General features: G+C 34.7%; 14 protein-coding genes. 4 read left to right on the top strand and 10 right to left on the bottom strand.

Annotation, left to right across the window (positions count from 1 at the left end):
- Positions 1-35: 35 nt before the first annotated feature.
- Both hemH and WHA_RS05325 read right to left on the bottom strand, forming a co-directional pair.
- Complete coding sequence (hemH, locus tag WHA_RS05330) at positions 36-983, bottom strand: ferrochelatase (protein ID WP_010082099.1); 948 nt, start codon at positions 981-983, stop codon at positions 36-38.
- Entirely contained in the window at positions 984-1,805 is an 822-nt protein-coding gene (locus tag WHA_RS05325) for a hypothetical protein (RefSeq protein WP_015589429.1), read from the bottom strand.
- 113 nt (positions 1,806-1,918) lie between these two features.
- Between WHA_RS05325 and ndk the strand changes: the two genes are divergently transcribed.
- From ndk to WHA_RS05310, 3 genes are all read left to right on the top strand, one after another.
- Positions 1,919-2,338, top strand: a complete 420-nt coding sequence (ndk, locus tag WHA_RS05320; protein WP_015589428.1) for a nucleoside-diphosphate kinase — start codon at positions 1,919-1,921, stop codon at positions 2,336-2,338.
- Positions 2,339-3,378: 1,040 nt separating this feature from the next.
- Positions 3,379-3,984 (top strand): recombination mediator RecR, encoded by a 606-nt coding sequence (gene recR / locus WHA_RS05315; protein ID WP_010963080.1) that lies wholly within the window; start codon positions 3,379-3,381, stop codon positions 3,982-3,984.
- 3 nt (positions 3,985-3,987) lie between these two features.
- Positions 3,988-5,208, top strand: a complete 1,221-nt coding sequence (locus WHA_RS05310) for a KAP family P-loop NTPase fold protein (RefSeq protein ID WP_015589427.1) — start codon at positions 3,988-3,990, stop codon at positions 5,206-5,208.
- A gap of 45 nt (positions 5,209-5,253) precedes the next feature.
- Here the strand turns inward: WHA_RS05310 and WHA_RS05305 are convergent, their stop codons facing one another.
- The gene (locus WHA_RS05305) at positions 5,254-6,078 is read right to left on the bottom strand and encodes a hypothetical protein (protein WP_015589426.1); all 825 of its coding nucleotides are present in this window, start codon (positions 6,076-6,078) and stop codon (positions 5,254-5,256) included.
- A gap of 69 nt (positions 6,079-6,147) precedes the next feature.
- Positions 6,148-7,476, bottom strand: coding sequence for a pyruvate dehydrogenase complex dihydrolipoamide acetyltransferase (locus tag WHA_RS05300; protein WP_015589425.1), 1,329 nt, complete (start codon positions 7,474-7,476; stop codon positions 6,148-6,150).
- 70 nt (positions 7,477-7,546) lie between these two features.
- On the opposite strand from WHA_RS05300, the gene WHA_RS05295 reads away from it, so the two are divergent.
- The gene (locus tag WHA_RS05295; RefSeq protein ID WP_015589424.1) at positions 7,547-8,038 is read left to right on the top strand and encodes an SH3 domain-containing protein; all 492 of its coding nucleotides are present in this window, start codon (positions 7,547-7,549) and stop codon (positions 8,036-8,038) included.
- Between the two features lie 54 nt (positions 8,039-8,092).
- On the opposite strand, the gene WHA_RS05290 is transcribed toward WHA_RS05295, so the two are convergent.
- The 6 genes from WHA_RS05290 to WHA_RS05265 all read right to left on the bottom strand — a co-directional run bounded on the left by WHA_RS05290 (position 8,093) and on the right by WHA_RS05265 (position 16,674).
- Positions 8,093-8,530, bottom strand: coding sequence for a WBM0748 family T4SS-associated protein (locus tag WHA_RS05290; protein WP_015589423.1), 438 nt, complete (start codon positions 8,528-8,530; stop codon positions 8,093-8,095).
- Positions 8,531-8,651: 121 nt separating this feature from the next.
- Complete coding sequence (locus WHA_RS05285; protein WP_015589422.1) at positions 8,652-11,438, bottom strand: hypothetical protein; 2,787 nt, start codon at positions 11,436-11,438, stop codon at positions 8,652-8,654.
- Positions 11,419-13,773, bottom strand: a complete 2,355-nt coding sequence (locus WHA_RS05280) for a VirB4 family type IV secretion/conjugal transfer ATPase (protein ID WP_015589421.1) — start codon at positions 13,771-13,773, stop codon at positions 11,419-11,421. Before WHA_RS05280 ends, WHA_RS05285 begins: the two co-directional genes overlap by 20 nt.
- 57 nt (positions 13,774-13,830) lie before the next feature.
- Positions 13,831-14,205, bottom strand: a complete 375-nt coding sequence (locus tag WHA_RS05275; RefSeq protein ID WP_015589420.1) for a hypothetical protein — start codon at positions 14,203-14,205, stop codon at positions 13,831-13,833.
- A 94-nt stretch (positions 14,206-14,299) separates the two neighbouring features.
- Positions 14,300-15,523 carry a hypothetical protein gene (locus WHA_RS05270; RefSeq protein ID WP_015589419.1) on the bottom strand — a complete coding sequence of 408 codons (1,224 nt, stop codon included), beginning with the start codon at positions 15,521-15,523 and terminating at the stop codon, positions 14,300-14,302.
- A 122-nt stretch (positions 15,524-15,645) separates the two neighbouring features.
- The gene (locus tag WHA_RS05265) at positions 15,646-16,674 is read right to left on the bottom strand and encodes an NAD(P)H-dependent flavin oxidoreductase (RefSeq protein WP_015589418.1); all 1,029 of its coding nucleotides are present in this window, start codon (positions 16,672-16,674) and stop codon (positions 15,646-15,648) included.
- Positions 16,675-16,679: the final 5 nt, after the last annotated feature.

The following is a 16,679-nucleotide window of genomic DNA, read 5'->3' as shown; positions in this document are numbered from 1 at the left end:
AAAATCCTAAAAGAAAAGCCCTATGAATCAGGACTTTAAGGGAGATTTATGCACAAATCGGCTAAGCATTTTATAAACAAGGGATCGGTACTGAGAGTTGGCACACGAAAGTAATATCCATCCTTGATAATTGCTTTATATTCTATATCAAGTTCAACTAGAGTTTCTGAATGCTCAGAAACAAAAGATATAGGTGATAGAACTACAGGTACACCATCAGCTTTTGCGCGTAATAGCTCACTTTCAGTGCTTGGCTCTAGCCATTTTACAGGACCAATCTTACTCTGATAACATATTGACCAATCTAAGTTATTGATAGCTAACTTTTCTACTATTAACTCTACGCTTCTTTCTACCTGTGAAGCGTAAGGGTCGCCCTTTTTAATGATACTAAGAGGTAAGCTATGGGCTGAAAATAGGACTCTTGGTTTACCGATTTTTCTAGCCAATTTATAGTACTTAGCTATCAGATTAGTGTGAGCTTCAATAAAATCTTGGTTATCATAATAACGGTGAATCATTTTTGTATTGCATTTTAGGCCATACCGTTTAGCATTTTTTTGCCAATTCTCGATGGATGACAGAGTTGTGGTAGTTGAATATTGTGGATACAGTGGCAGCAGAATTACTTCGTCAGGATCAAACTGTTTTACACTTTCAATAACTTCGTCAGCAAATGGACGCCAATAGCGCATGCAGATGAATACCTTGTGTACATGGTTTCTATTTTCGTTTAATTTTAGTTCTGAAGCATTAGCTTGCATTTTTGTATTCTCTAGAATTGGCGATTTACCTCCAATTTCCTCGTATATTTTTCGTGCAGTATTTTCTCGTTTCGCAGATATAAACTTTGCTAAAAGAAACCGAAAGGGATTCGGTAGATTGATTATTCTCCTGTCATAAAAAAGGTTGAATAAAAAAGGACGGACCGCATTTAGTGAATCAGGCCCGCCAAGATTAAATAAGATAACTGCCTTTTTCACCTACGCACTACTACAACAAGTTACTTCTGGGGTGCCTATAAAATTAGCTACACACTCATCAAATTTAGTTATAGGCACTAAATTTCTTACACTGGCATACAATAAGTGGCCTGATCTCTTCAGGTTACTCTTGGTAGATGTGAAGTTCCAATCGAAAAATGTATCGACAAAAAGACTTGGTACCGTTTCAAGAAGTTCAACAGCAGCTAAAGATAGCATTATACAACTTTGCAGGACATTCAGAAGAACCTTGAGGGGAAAAAGTAAAACTTTAACGAAAAGAGAGGTGCTACTTGTTTCATCCAGTAGTCGCCCTGAGTTAGGCGAATTATACTCGGTGTGTTTTCTATTTTGATCAAAGATAGGAAATTTTATAGTATCTTTCTTAAATTCCGCGTCTATTTCTTTTCTACTATGGTTAGTGATTTTTTCCATTAACTTCTCACGCAGATGAAAAGTTCTGACAATAAAACATGTGGCAATCATTAAGGAAGCACATAAAAGTGCGCATTGCATGAGGCTCATACTGCCTAGCATAGCTGGCAGTGCAAAACAAACAAATGGCACTATGATAGCCATTTCAAGAAATGGAATAGTGTTTCTTTTCATTGCAAAAGCAGCACCTTTTTTTAATTCTGTATTATGATGTAAGCTATATTCCAAAAAGCTTAAAAAGGCCAAATTAAAAGTTAAAAATCCTTTTGTTCCACAAAAAAGTGATGACTTAAAGTTACTTACTAATTTTTTAGTAGTAGATTTAGCTTGTTTTTTAGTGGTAGGCTCAGCTTGTTTAGTAGTGTTATTTTTACAACATTCACCCATACAATACCTCCTTGATGGTTTATTCTTAACTATAAATAAAAAACTACTTTTATCAAATCAAAATTTGCAATAAAATGAATCCATAAATATACAATCTTATATAAGGGAATAATATGGCAATTGAGAAGACACTTTCGATATTAAAACCTGATGCAGTAAAAAATAATATTACAGGCAATATAAATTCCTACATCGAACAATCTGGGCTGAAAATCACAGCACAAAAAATGATGTTACTAACAAAAAAACAAGCAGAGCTGTTTTATGAAATTCATAAAGATAGGCCTTTTTTTGGGGAATTAGTAGAGTTTATGACCTCTGGTTCTGTGGTAGTTCAAGTTTTAGTTGGTGAAAATGCAGTAAGTAAATACAGACAAATCATGGGAGCTACCGATCCAAAGCAGGCAGATAAAGGCACAATCAGGGGTGATTTTGCTGATGATATTAGTGAAAATAGAGTTCACGGCTCAGATAGTCTAGAAAATGCTCGTAAGGAGATAGCTTTCTTTTTTGCTGAATGTGAGTTGGTGTAGTCAACTCAGATTGGCGTCATCCAAGTAGCTGACAACATAGAAACGAAAAAACTTGCTTGACACCCTCCGCCAGCCCCCTTATCATGAAACTGAAGCTATTGTATTTGCTTTCACCAATCTGCAGATTAAAAGGTAAGGATTACTTAATGTATCGGCGTCTTATGTTCAATTTTTTGCAGTATATAGATACTGTATGTCTTTACAAAACTTCATCTACATCTAGGTTTTTATCTAAATAAGCTGAACGCGCTTATAAAGCGTTACAAGACATCAAAAAATGCCAATACTCGACAGAGATAGTAAAAGACTAGCTAACTCGGGGATTCTTTGTCTTTTTTTCTGCTTGGTAAATTTCTTAAACATTTGCAGCGTAAGTTAGTTGCAATTAAAAGCGGCTGAATCTCGCTTGTCAAGCGTTTAAAACATAAAAAACGCCAATATTTTAAAGCGGATAATAAACCCAGGGCTTCTTTTGCCTTTTTTTTCATTTGGTAAATTTCTTAATGTTTATGGCTAAACGACAACCGTCATCCCGCTGCTTGTTAGCGGGATCTCTTGTTAGCGGCTGAGATACCGCGAATGAATCGCGGTATGACGTAGATTGCTGTCATTCCAGTGCTCCTTTTTTTGTCATCCCAGTGTCTGGGCACTGGGATGACAGCTAGCCTGACAACCGTCATCCCGCTACTTGTTAGCGGCCGAGATACCGCGAATGAATCGCGGTATGACGGTTCGCGGCAGTATGACGTAGAGCTCACGTTAGCTATACTTTTATGCTTACAAACTTAATAAAATTCCTGGATCCCAGTGTCTGGGCACTGGGATGACAAAGGAGAGCTACTCGGATGATACCTTTTTCTACTTAGTTTGGGTTATGCAAGAAGTCTATTATAATCAGGCTTTAAGTGTGCGGAAGTAATTTTTTGCGTTAGAGTAAAAAATTTTTTCTATAGCTAATCAAAGTGGATCAAGAGAAACTTACCACTTTCTTTACAAAGGGTTTGATGTTACCATTTGACTGCCTATTCTGAATTTATTGAATGAACGTTAACATAAAGAATCTAGTTCATGCTTTCTCTAAATTGCCAAGTTTAGGGCCATCATCATCACGCAGGTTAGTTATACATTTACTCCAAAACAAAGAAAAAGTTATGCTACCACTTGCATCTTTGATTAAAGAGCTAGCAGATCTTATAATAGAGTGTGAAGTTTGCGGAAATCTAGATACTAAATCACCTTGTTCTATTTGTACTAACCCAAAACGTGACACTAAGTTACTGTGTGTAGTAGAAGAATTGGGTGATTTATGGGCGTTTGAAAAAGGAAATATATATTCAGGTTTATACCATGTTTTGGGGGGCAGATTGTCTGCGATAAATGGCATAGGTCCAAAAGAACTCAACCTTGATACTATTCTGAAAAGAGTGACAGAGTCTAAAATTGAAGAGATAATTATCGCAATTAATCCGACATTAGAGGGTCAAGTTACTGCACAATATATAATTGAATTGCTAAAAAATTTGGATGTGAAAATATCACGTCTTGCTTGCGGCATACCAATGGGCGGAGAAATTGACTATCTTGATGAAGGAACGCTGAGGATAGCACTTACTTCAAGACAAGAATATGAGTTAAATATAAAATAAGACATGTGCTTAAAAAAACTTATATCGCTAATAACATTCAAAAAGAAAGAAATAGCGCCACCACTTAAAGTGGTGGCTTGGGAAAATGACCGTCTAAACTATAAGCAATTTTCAGGTAAATTTAACAATATAATTAAAACAATTGATCAGTCTTTTACAATAATATCTTTGGAAGGATATGATGGATGGGGCAAGACGTTTTTTTTGAAAGAATGGGTAAAAGAGTTAAAACAGCAAAATGAAATTGCAGCTTATTATAGTGCATGGGATATCAATGCATTGGACCAACCACTGCCTTCTTTTTTAAATTTCCTATTTGAAGATTTATTTGTATCGTATAAAGTAAAAAGAAGTGTTATACAACAGTTCAAGAACATAAACCAAGAGCTATTTTCTCTAAACACACTAGGAAAGCTGATCAGTAAATCTCCACTTGCTATGCTTTCAGTATTTCTTGATGCTGCAAAAGAGGCTGATAAAAAAGACATAGGTTTTGTCTTGAGTGAATTAAGTCTTCTCCAAAGAAGAAAAGAGAGTACTAGAGATTTTAAAACACAGTTAGCGGATGTGGTTAATAAAATCAGAAAAGACAAAAACATTTATATAATGGTGGATAATCTTGATGTGTGCCGTCCTAAATTCGTTGTCGATTTTTTGGAATCTATAAAGTATATGCTTGATGTGGAGGGGCTGGTTTTCATTATTCCTGTAAGTAAAGATAAGAGTAATGTACAAAGAGCAATCAGCACAATACTTGGACCAAATTTTGACCTAAAATCTTTTACTGATCTCTCTTTACATTTGCCAAAACAACCGATAGAAAAATTTACAAAAGAACTATTTGAAAATATTAAATTACCGAAAAAGTCAAAAAATTTGATTGTAGATAGTTTTATATTTTATGCAGAAAGCCTGTCACTATCGTTAAAAACAATAGAATACTGCGTAAAAAAAATAAAGCTGTGTCTTCTGAATCACACAAGAGAAGAATTACCTGATCCGAATTTGTTTTCATTTTTGGTAATACTGCAATCGATAAATATTGATATATATGAGGAATTAGGTTTTTCATATCAAAGAGCATTGGAAAAAATTGAAAATGAATATAAATCTTTAGTTCTAAATGGTCAAGAAGAATGGGAAAAACTTAAAACCTCTCTAGAAACTGCTTTTGCAGAGAGGGAGTCAAAAATTAACAAAGCTATAAAGGATATACTATTTTGAAAAGATACCCTACCTTCACATATACAAAGATAGGGTAACATTTGATTAACGCCCTTTTACTATGTCATTACCTTGTTCAAACTTTCTGATTAATTCGCTTACATTGACATTAGATAATTTTTTACCTGCAGATTTGTCATTATGTGAAGCATCAGGTTTACGAAGGTCTTCCTTACTGTTACTCCTAGTAATATTACATCTAACAATGTTTGAATTATTAGACTTATCGCTTACATCTGAAATATTGCTTTTTTCACTACATGAAGACGAATTACTCGACATATTGCCTAAGCTAAAGAGCTTTTTACCTTGATAGATTGGATTCCAATCAAGTGGATTATAAGTTTTTTTGCTAGTCTCAACCTTTTGGTTATTTTGCTGTTTAGGAGAAAAACCAAGTTTTTCTCTTTCTTTCTTGCTTAGCGTTTTGAGAAATTTTACGGTTTCTAATTCATCAGTTGCTTGTACTTTATGTAAATCAAAGCTTTTTTGATGGTTATCCTGCTTAACATTTTCCATCATTTTATCTTTTATTGTTCTATCCTCATCATCAGAAGTGCTGCTACTAATATCACTGATACCACTATCCCCTGAATTGCGGCGTTGTTTGTTAGGAGTGCTATGAATGTTGTCTTCCATGAGTTTTTGCATTGTTGGGCCAAATGTTCTTCCAAGATTGCTACTCACTGTTTCATTACTATCATTTGCTTGAGAATGAGGTACATTTCGCTCAAAAATTGCTTTTATTCCAGCAAATTTAGCTTGGGAAGATTTCGGAGGAACAGGTGGGGCAACCATGCCTTTTGAGTTAATCTTTCCTTCATTTTGAGGAAAAATTTTTGGATTATTTTTTTCTACTGTAGTATTCATTTTTTTACCTCTAAACCTATTAACTAATAAAAGTATAAACTTAGAGGTATTAATTTTGTAATAACAATGCTAATAGATTACCGCAGTTTCAATAAGCATCACCAGAGGATTCTCTATATAATGCTTAAAGGCATTTAAAAACTTTGCTCCGAGTGCCCCATCAACTGCTCTATGGTCAACAGAGAGCGTTACTGTCATTATTTCTGCTGTTTCTATTTTCTCATTCATAACAATTGGTTGTTTTTTAGATGCACCAACTGCCATAATGCAAGATTGCGGCGGATTGATTATAGCACTGAAGGCTTTTATACCAAACATCCCTAAGTTGGAGATAGTAAACCCTCCTCCTTGAAACTCTTCAGGTTTCAATTTTCCAGATCTTGCTCTGCTTACTAAATCTTTCACTTCTTTTGATATAGATAAAATACCCTTTTTATCAGCATTTTTTACTATAGGAGTAATTAGCCCATCTTCAAGTGCCACAGCGATTGAGATATCTACATTCGAGTATTTAAGTATTTTATTATCTATCCACGAAGAATTTATATCAGGAAATTTTTTCATGCTAAAAGCCACAGCTTTGATAATTAAGTCATTGATTGTTACTTTATTGTTTTCATCTGCTGAGTTAATCTCGTTTTTTAACGATATTAACTTATCAACCTGGCAGTCTACAGTTAAATAAAAATGTGGAACATTCTGTTTGGATTCAGTCAGGCGCTGTGCTATCACTTGGCGTATGTTGCTTACTTCAACTATCTCAGGACTTTCAGTATGTATACCACTGCCTAAAAACTCCAACACATCAGCCTTAATTATGCGACCGTATGGTCCTGTACCTTTTAATTGCTGCACATTAACCCCTTCATTTTGAGCTATTTTCTTAGCTAATGGGCTTATTTTTATTCTACCTTCTGTTGTCTTAGTATCTTCTTCTTTTCTAGATCCCAGTGTCAAGCACTGGGATGACATTGAGAGGTTGGATTCCAGCGTCACGCGCTGGAATGACACCAAAGAATGACTTATTGGCTTTCCGTTTAAATCTTGGTGTTCTGATTTTTGATTATCAACAGCACATTTTGTCACTTCCTTTTTAACTGCACTATTGATGGAAGTTGAGGTATAGTTGTTAAGTGCATTTTCATCCTCCCCTTCTTCCAGCATTAAAGCTATTGGTTGATTTACAGGCACGCCACTTGTTCCTTCTGTTACTAAAATTTTTGCTACAACTCCTTCATCTACAGATTCAAACTCCATTATGGCTTTATCAGTCTCTATCTCAGCAATTACGTCGCCTACTTCAACTTTGTCTTGTTCTTTTTTATGCCACTTTACAATTTTTCCTCCAGTTTTGCTCATTGTCGGTGAAAGAGCAGGCATTAATATTTCTATAGGCATTGATTTTGCATTTAAAGATCTATTCAATTTTTAATTTACTCTTTATCTTATGTCAACCTAATCGTGAATTATGATGAATAAGTCTGTTACACTATCCCTCACGTTATCCCAGTGCGTGACACTGGGATCTTGGTTCAGTACTATTATCCTATTGTTTTTATTATTTAGCCATAGCTTGTTTGCTAACAACTTTGTTTCAACCAAATCAAATAAGATCAACATGAGAACGGGGCCAGGGTTTCACTATCCTGTAAAATGGATATACACTTGCAAAAATCTGCCCCTGAAAGTGATAGAAGAGTTTGAGAGTTGGAAAAAGGTCTGCGATATAGATGAAGACTGCGGATGGATAAAAGGCAATCTTCTTAGTGATAAGCGCTACGCGATTGTAAAAGAAGATACTTATGGATATCAAAAACAGAGTGTAGACAGCAAGATTACTATAAAAATAGACAAATTTGTTGTAATGAAAATAGAAAAGTGTAACGAAGAGTGGTGTTTTCTTTCTACCCCAAAACGCAAAGCATGGGTACAAAAAAAACATATATATGGGGTTGATTAGGTTGACAAAAGATCTGAATTAACACTAGTTTCTAGGCCTTCTGTAGCATGCTCTTCATGTGAAGCAGAGGATGGCACTGACTTCTTCATGCTCTGGAGACTGTACAGGGCTATCACAGAAACTCCTTAACATCTCCTCAGCGGGTGAATCTAAAATTTGTACAATAGACTTTTCACTTTGTTCTCTTAGCGATTGATCCACTCTAGAAATCAACTCAGAAAACTCGCTACCTGATTTTTCAGCTTCACTTTTTATTTTACTTTCTATGCTTGCAATATTACCTTGTTCAATTTCTTCTTTTGTTATGTTGAACGAATTTGCAGCATCTTGATATCCAATCTTGCAATTTCCACAACCAATTATGCAAAAAGCAATGGAATTAGATATTTCGCTTGCAGCCCACTTATGTATAGCGTAAGCCAAATAATTGTCATGGTATTTAATGCTAAATTGTTGTTCTATTAGCTCAGAAATTTTATTCTTTAGAGACATAAAGTACCCTCCTTACATTCGTTATACCTTTTTGTTAAGATACAGCAATTACACCATTTACTACATGCTTTACTTTAATTAATTATTAAAACGAGAGCATAATTTTCAGAGTTATATCTTTTTACCTTAACAATTCTTTTTTGAGTTCCTCTTCAATCATCTTAGTTAAACTCGTGTCAAACTCACTCCTCGAAAAATCCCTAACCTCCCCGGGATCATATCGATTTCCTATCATTTTTTCAATAGCATCATTTATTATGTTTATGTCAAATCCCTTTATAATAGGCGTTACCTTCACCTGCCCTGCAGAGCCTTTACCATAAATTCTTTTGCTTTTATCAATGCAACCACCTGCACCAGGTTTACTGCTTCCAAAACCCTTGCTACACTTTACTGTTTCATGCTTGATTTCACCATTTTCTATATATATTATTTTATTATCTTCAGTAACCCGCAATCCTGTTGTTGTGGTTTTTTCTTTTAATTTTACACTATCATCAATTATTGGTTCGGTATAATCCTTATACTCATATATTTTATAGATGCCTCCGCCTCCCATAGTGATTAAATCCTTGCACTCTTGTTTACCTAAACGACACTTTCTTATAAAAATAGGACCCCCATCCTTATCTGTATATTCCTTTTCCCTGTTACCTCCTCCCTGTTCAACTTTAATGTTAATTATAGGATAATCAAGATCAATTTCCAATTCAGCTTTAATATAATCTCCTGGCATTCCTACTCTACTTTCAGTGGAATTAGGTGTGTAAGTGTAAGGTGTATCTTTTATGTGACCTGCTTCACCACATCCCCACACTTCTATTTCAACACGGCTAGATGTTATTTGTGAGCCATCCACATCATAATCTCCACTTCCAAAAACATGGGACTTTTCGCTCTTTTTTTCCGGTTCTTGTTTCTCTTTTTCCAGTTGTTTCTCGATTATCTCTTTTAACTTCTCTTTGAGACCTTCTAAATCGAACCTACACAATTTATCAGCGTAAAAGACCTCCGTTCTGTTTGCTTTAATTGGTGCTTCTTGTTGTGTGACAACGCCATTTGTATTTTGTGAAATCTTTGTATAAAAAGGTTGAGTGTTTTCTTTGTCTACATATCGTGTTGAACGGCTGCATGTTCCAGTAAAGCAGATACAACCATCATCACCTTGATTACATTTTTCTCTATGCTCTACATCCGTCAATTTGTATACTACTTTCAGTCCTTTACTAGATTTAAATGTATCGTCTATCTCATCATTTCTTTTTACACAGTAACTGCATTCTCTCTTCTTCTGCTCATTTTCATCAGGGAAGAAAACATACCCTTGTTTATTGAATATTATTTTATCTAACTCACTCTGATCTCTGTTTAAGAGATCGGCTCTTTTATTTTCCTTGCTTGGAAGATAATAGAACTGATTTGATTCCTTGGAGTAAACAGCATTGTATTTAGTATATCTTGTTCCCATTAATTTTAGTGGTATTATTTTATTTTCTCTTTTAAGAACAAACTCCTCTGGTTCTGGCTGCCATCCAGAAAGACAAAGCATTTTACTGTTAGAATTTCCTTTATACTTTACTTCTATTTCCGGCTGCCCAGAGTTATTAAATTCACATTGAATAGATTTGTCTTTTAACTTTTTCTCAAAATCATTAAAACTATAAAAACTTCCGCCTTTAGAACATTTAATTTGCACATCAGGAACATAGCCATATTCTTTCAGAACTTTAAATTGTTGCGGATTACTTTCTAATATACCTTCTATAATATTATCAATATTACTATCAGTTGTTTTTGCTACTATTGCTGGTTTTACTACTTTTAAAGATAGGGGGCCAATGTTTATAGGATGGTTGAGGTCAGTATTAACATTAAAAGTACAGGAACCATTACTATAGGTTCCATGTGCTTTAGCACAAGTGCTCTCACTCATCTTCATTTCTACTTTCAATGTATTTTTATTTACTATCTCCACTATCTCAGGTTCTGGAGCAGGTGGTGTAGGAAAACAGCGGACGAACTGTGGATTTTGTTCATTTATACTTTGAGTTCCAAGGTATTCAGCACAGAGCTGGCCCTTTTTTCTATAGGTTTTGAAGTAATAGTGAGTATCCTTATCTGTAACATTATATGAGTGATTTGGAATGTTCTCATTATTTGAAACAACGTGTGGAAAACCTAACTCTTTTCTTTCCTCCAGTCCGCTAATTATCACCCCAACTCTTGGATCGAAGTAATCATTATCTTCATTTGTTATAGGAACAATTCTAACTTGTGGAGGTGACATCGCAAGTTGTTCACAGAATGGAGGGGGGCTAGGTGCAAGTGGCACAGGAGCACATTTTACTGCCGTTTGGTAGCAGGTATCACAGACTTTTTCCATCTCCCCAGGACGGAAAATATTCTCACCCGAAAATACTCTAGAACCCCATGAAGAAATTCCTGACATACAAGACCCTTTTTGACTGCAAGCACATATTTTAGGAGAGTTAGCGAATCTTCTTTTTTCCTCATCAGTAACACCGTCTGCCCATTCCCATTTAAGACCCCGAGCAATTTCTCCTCCAGCTTTTGTTTTATCTCCTTCCCAGTCGATAAAAGCTGCAGCAGAAACTCCAGCTCCTGTACCTTGCGTTCCATATATCTGGCGGCAGGATTCCCCACTTTGTAAGTCATAACAATAACTTTGTCCATCATAAGCACATACTCTAATTTTGGGATTAAAGTAACCATCAACTCCTTGATCTTTTATTGCTTGCACCTTAATTTCCTTTACCCAATCTCCACCAACTATTGCTTCCAACCAAGTATTACTTTCTACAAATGTTGGACAATCAGCATATCCTTGATACGAAAGACCAAGTATCAAAAAAAATATCAATAAGAAATTAAGCCTTACACTTCTCATAAAATACCGGTAACCACTCATTAACTTCTTCTCCTTTTTCCTTTATTGCCTCGTACATATACTTTATCGTCTCTTTGTTAGCTGAAAGTACATGTATTTCTTGCATATTCTTTAAATCTAAATTTAAAGTTACTAATCCTTTATACTGTTTTATCAAAAATAAACCTTCCTGCTTTGGCGTCTGCAGAATTATATTCAGCTCCTCTTTTGATAAAGAAAATGCTTTCATGTATAATCTATTTGCATTGACGTTCGGCATCAAGATTCTTGTATCAACATGTTTATCTAAATATTGAGTAAATTTGCTAGCAAATGCGAGATTTAAATTTTCAGTACTTAGGATTACTACAACATTTAGTTCCGTCATTCTTTGCATCCAGTTATCAAACTCTTTCTCTGTAGGAAAAATATTACTTATCTCCCATGCTTCATCCAAAACAAGTATTGCAGGCGAGCCATCACATTTTGCCTCAAAAGAATATAAAAAATAGTAAAGTATCACGGACATACATTCCTTTTGTTTTGTAAGGTTTGCGGTGTTGAGAGATATAATTTTTGTTTCCCAGTCAATATCTGATTCATTACCATCTTGAAATAAGTAAGCAAAGTCACCATCGTCACACCATCTACTTATCTTACCCCCAAGGAGCAAGAGCACCTCAGAAATTTGTGAAATAGAACGTGATTCCTTGGGTATAGCAAATATAGAATCCACAATTTTTCTTATCTTTTCTTCTACGTCCACCAAGCTCGTATCGGCTACCATTCTTCTGATCAGTTCAACCAACATATTGCGATTGGAAGCACTATCTTCAATGTTTAGTGGATTAAATTTTAGGCTTTTGTCCTTATATTTTGGATCGATTATGTAATATTTACCACTCACTGCTTTAGTAAAAATTATTGATTTTCCAGTGTTATCCAATATGACAATTCTTGGGTTAAACTTTCTTGATTCTGATAATAGAAAATTAATGAGTGAAGTTCTGCCTGAATTTGGAGCTCCGAGTATCGTAGTATGGCCATTATTTCTTTTTCCATGAAAATTAAAGAAGTAAGGATTTCCTTTTTTTGAGAAAAAAATCATTACCGCTTCTTTCCACCTTCTTCCTTTTAATGTACCTGACGTAAAATCGTGCAGCATAGCAAAGCTGCAAGCGTATTTTGTTAAGATATTTTTCGGTTGCGTAATAAAAGCAAAATTGCCTGGAAGTTGTGCCCAAAAATGACTTTCCATATGTAAATCAGTTCTAAACATCATGAAGCCAACTAATGAAATTATAGAAGATAAATCACTAATACTTTCAGCTAACTTATTCCTATCATCTGCAAATATTGTAAAAATAATTTTCTGTTGGCAGAAGTCTATACTAGAGGTCTTTTCAAGCTCTATTATTTCTTCAATTCCTGAGCTTTTAAGTAAGGTATTATCCTCACTAATTTGCAGCATGTTGATTTGTTTTTTAAATTCTTTTATTGCTTTGTTATTACTAGTAAATATCATTATTTCTGTAATGATAAATTCAGATTCAAGCTGCAAGCATCTATCTATATTACCTAAAGAGATTTCCCGGTATTCTTTTATGCTGAAAATAGAGCCAAATTTCTGTTGATTTTCAAATATTGTTTGAAACGTATTGAAACCAAAAGCTATTTTAAAATTTCTAATATATTGCGACAGGTCCCTTTCATGTATTGGATAATCTTTGTGCGTTAATGTAACAATATAGTGGAGAAATTCTATCATTTCAGAATATATTTTACCTTCACTAAACCTTAGACTCAGTTTTTTAGCTCCAAAAGGTCCTAAATCATTTTGAATTACGTCAGTTATCTTTTGCAACTCCTGATGGCTTTCTTGTAAAGACAACTTATGCTTATTCTTTATTCTATTGAAAAAAAACGAATTATTAGTATGCTTGCCAAAATCGCTAAACAATATTACAATGTATAGTTCATTTATATACTGTAATTTACTATCAGTTAGTTTATTAAACCACGTTGAATGTAGGTTGTCAGAGAAGTCTTCAGTTTTATTCCATTTCAAGCTCAGTTTATTGCGCTTTCTAACGGTATGAATCCAAACGGTAAAACACAGGCTATTAATATTTTTTGATATGCTTTTTCTAATTTCAGTTCTGAGGTCGCTGTAGTTATCAACAGAAGAATAATCTTCTAACTTGATTATTTTTAACAATTCTCCCTGTTTTGTTAGTATGGTTTCTTCATCGTAATGACAAGCATAAGGAACAAAATCTAAATCAATGCTTTCTAGTAATGCTAAGTTGTTCTTTTTTTTAAGCTTAGAGTTAACTGTTGGTACTTTTAACTGCATATGCGTATTCAATAAAGATAATTAAAAAAGATAATTAAAAAAGATAAAAATACTATCTTAATTTTTATCTTTTTTTTCGCTATCGGATTGTAATTTTATATCTTTTGCAAAGTTAAATTTTTCTTTTAAGTAGTCTGTTGCCTTTTCTGTACTACCGAACATCAGGACCAGTACACCAAACATTATCATAAAAAAGATTAGACCTCTGAACACTACTGCAAGTATCACTGCAGCTATACACAACCCTATGATTGTTGAAGGACTCATATTTTCTACAGTATCTTTAACTGAAAATGAAGAAATAAAATTTTTTACCGTTTCTTGTATACCCTTTAATTCATCACTCGCCGAACTTGCTTCGCTAGAATATGATGCAAAAATGAAACTTAATAAGGCTACAAAAACCAAAACTTTATTCAATTGAATGCGCATCAACTAAACACCTTTTAAACATTCCTCAAATATAACAACTTTTATATCAATAGGCAAGAACTGAATTCACTTATCCACTACAAGTAATACATATTTAATTTTTACCGCTGTGAACATGCTGTAAGCTCTTATCATCAACAAGAGGACTCACATTAATGGATGTTAATTTACTTGATAGGAAGTTTGAATGCAATTCAGCTACTGCTGCTATAGCAAGCACTGCAACCATAGCAAGTAGTCCTGCTCCTATCAATCCTGATGTCATTGCTCCTGCAACAATGCACCCTATTGTGGAGAGAGCACAACCTGCTACAAGTGCAACGTGAAGATTTCTGTTATTGGGTTGGTTTTTAAGTAGGATATCTTTCTTAACTTGATCTGGATTTGCTTGACCATCTGAGTTTTCATTTTCTTGCATTTTTGGCTCTTTTTTTACAGTCTGCTCTGGCTGCACTTGAGTCTCGTTTTCTTTTGGGGATTCCAAATTTGATTCTAATAACTCAGTTTTTTCTCCACCCTCTGGTTGTAAGCCATTATCTCCTTCAACAGAGCTCAATGTTGAGTTTAAACTTTCCTCAGATGAAGTGCTTGTTACTAAAGTTAAACTGCTCCTTCTGCTACTTACTGGTGATTTCAAACTTTCTTTACTCGTTCTAGGTGAGTCTATTCCACTATCTGAGTCATTGCCACTACTGAGTTTAGAAGTTTTCTTCTCCTCTATTTCTTTCACAACCTTGCTATATTTTTCAAACACTTCCTCTGCAACATCTGAATTACTAAGTATTTTATTATCACCACTTTTTTTCTCAGCTACATTCAAGGGTGTTTCTTGTGTGTTGTTTTGCTCTTCAATATGTTTTAGCTGCATTTGATCTTCAATATTTTCTTCAACAGCATTTGGTATTGAGCTTACACTGCTGCTCCTGTTAGTAATATCCAAAATTGTTTTTACTATTTTTCCTCTTATTGTTTGTGGTCTTTGTGATTGTTCTCTTTCATTGTTAAATACTGTAGGTACAGCTAGTTCTTCTGATTTTATTACTTCATCTTTCAATGCAGGAAGAAAGTTTTCGATATAATACTTATAATGTTTTTGATATTCCTCTTGTTTTTCTGGTGATTTTTCTAATTGTTCTCTCAGCGATTTTTCTAATTCAGTTAATACCTCAGGACTAGCTCCTTCCTTGAACAACTCTATGCATTTTTTGATAGTTCCATCTCCCTTTTGTGGGCTTCCATATTTATGATTTTCTTTTGTTACCTTTTTGTATATAGTGTCGTGCAATTGTTGGTTAATATCTTTTTTAGAACTTAGCATAGACTCCTCCATACATAACAAAATGTATAGATACCTCTTTAGCGTTAATTTTACATTAAAACTGGGCAATTATGCCATATTATAAATAATTGCGGCAACTTGCTTATTGGAAGGTCGCTTAACTATTTGCTTTCTGGGCTTTCTACTTCTACAGATTTGCTATTAATATGATTCTTTGCTTGTTGAACTAACATATTCACTACTTCTTTTACAGGCTTTTCCCTATCAACCATGCCAACACTTTGGCCAGCCATTAGAGATCCTGTTTCAACATCTCCATCAATTACTGCTCTTCTTAAAGCTCCAGCCCAGAATTTTTCTATTTCAAGCTGCCCATCTTCTTTTGAGATCTGGCCCTTTTGGTATTCATCAATAACTTCTTTTTGACGCTTCATGAAGTCATCACTTGCTTTGTTGGCTATAGCTCTTACAGGAATTACAGGAAAATCAGCACTTATCTGTACAGAAGGTATTGCATTACGTGCGGCCGATTTAATAAACACTTCCTTAAAATTTTTGTGGGCAATTGACTCATTAGTGCAGACAAATAATGTGCCTATTTGACAGCCACTTGCTCCCATTTCTAAGTAATTAACTATCACTTCGCCTCTGCCTATTCCACCTGCAACAAACACTGGTATTTGTTCATTTTTAAAATGAGGCAATATCTCTTGTGCAAGAACAGAAGTGCTCACTGGACCTATATGCCCACCTGCTTCCATTCCTTCTATTATTAATGCATCTACTCCCATTTTTACTAACCTTTTCGCAAGGCTTAATGCTGGTGCAAAGCACATAACTTTAATGCCTGCACCCTTGATTTTTTCTATATTAGGCTTTGTTGGCAGTCCACCGGCAAGCACTATATGGCTCACTTTCGTTTCAATACACACATCTATCAACTCACTCAACTTTGGGTGCATAGTAATTAGGTTTACACCAAATGGCTTGTTAGTTAATTTTTGTGTCTCTATGATTTCTTTTTCCAGTAAGTCTGGGAACATTGCACCACATGCAATCACACCAAAACCACCAGCGTTTGAGATTGCTGAGACCAAGTTTCTCTCTGAAACCCAGCTCATAGCACCACCCATTATAGCAAACTCACTGCCAAGAAAATCTGTTCCTTTTTTCCAGAGGCTACTTAACATATAAC

It is taken from the genome of Wolbachia endosymbiont of Drosophila simulans wHa (genome assembly GCF_000376605.1).
In the GTDB taxonomy this organism is placed as follows: Bacteria; Pseudomonadota; Alphaproteobacteria; order Rickettsiales; family Anaplasmataceae; genus Wolbachia; species Wolbachia pipientis.
The sequence above is the reverse complement of the archived record's forward strand: the minus strand, read 5'-3'. Positions and strand labels throughout refer to the sequence as shown.

Excerpts from the sequence above, each read along its gene's own strand:
- WHA_RS05325 (WP_015589429.1), bottom strand. The coding sequence starts at position 1,805 with ATGGGTGAATGTTGTAAAAATAACACTACTAAACAAGCTGAGCCTACC.
- ndk (WP_015589428.1), top strand. The coding sequence starts at position 1,919 with ATGGCAATTGAGAAGACACTTTCGATATTAAAACCTGATGCAGTAAAA.
- recR (WP_010963080.1), top strand. The coding sequence starts at position 3,379 with ATGAACGTTAACATAAAGAATCTAGTTCATGCTTTCTCTAAATTGCCA.
- WHA_RS05310 (WP_015589427.1), top strand. The coding sequence starts at position 3,988 with ATGTGCTTAAAAAAACTTATATCGCTAATAACATTCAAAAAGAAAGAA.
- WHA_RS05305 (WP_015589426.1), bottom strand. The coding sequence starts at position 6,078 with ATGAATACTACAGTAGAAAAAAATAATCCAAAAATTTTTCCTCAAAAT.
- WHA_RS05300 (WP_015589425.1), bottom strand. The coding sequence starts at position 7,476 with ATGCCTATAGAAATATTAATGCCTGCTCTTTCACCGACAATGAGCAAA.
- WHA_RS05295 (WP_015589424.1), top strand. The coding sequence starts at position 7,547 with ATGATGAATAAGTCTGTTACACTATCCCTCACGTTATCCCAGTGCGTG.
- WHA_RS05290 (WP_015589423.1), bottom strand. The coding sequence starts at position 8,530 with ATGTCTCTAAAGAATAAAATTTCTGAGCTAATAGAACAACAATTTAGC.
- WHA_RS05285 (WP_015589422.1), bottom strand. The coding sequence starts at position 11,438 with ATGAGAAGTGTAAGGCTTAATTTCTTATTGATATTTTTTTTGATACTT.
- WHA_RS05280 (WP_015589421.1), bottom strand. The coding sequence starts at position 13,773 with ATGCAGTTAAAAGTACCAACAGTTAACTCTAAGCTTAAAAAAAAGAAC.
- WHA_RS05275 (WP_015589420.1), bottom strand. The coding sequence starts at position 14,205 with ATGCGCATTCAATTGAATAAAGTTTTGGTTTTTGTAGCCTTATTAAGT.
- WHA_RS05270 (WP_015589419.1), bottom strand. The coding sequence starts at position 15,523 with ATGCTAAGTTCTAAAAAAGATATTAACCAACAATTGCACGACACTATA.
- WHA_RS05265 (WP_015589418.1), bottom strand. The coding sequence starts at position 16,674 with ATGTTAAGTAGCCTCTGGAAAAAAGGAACAGATTTTCTTGGCAGTGAG.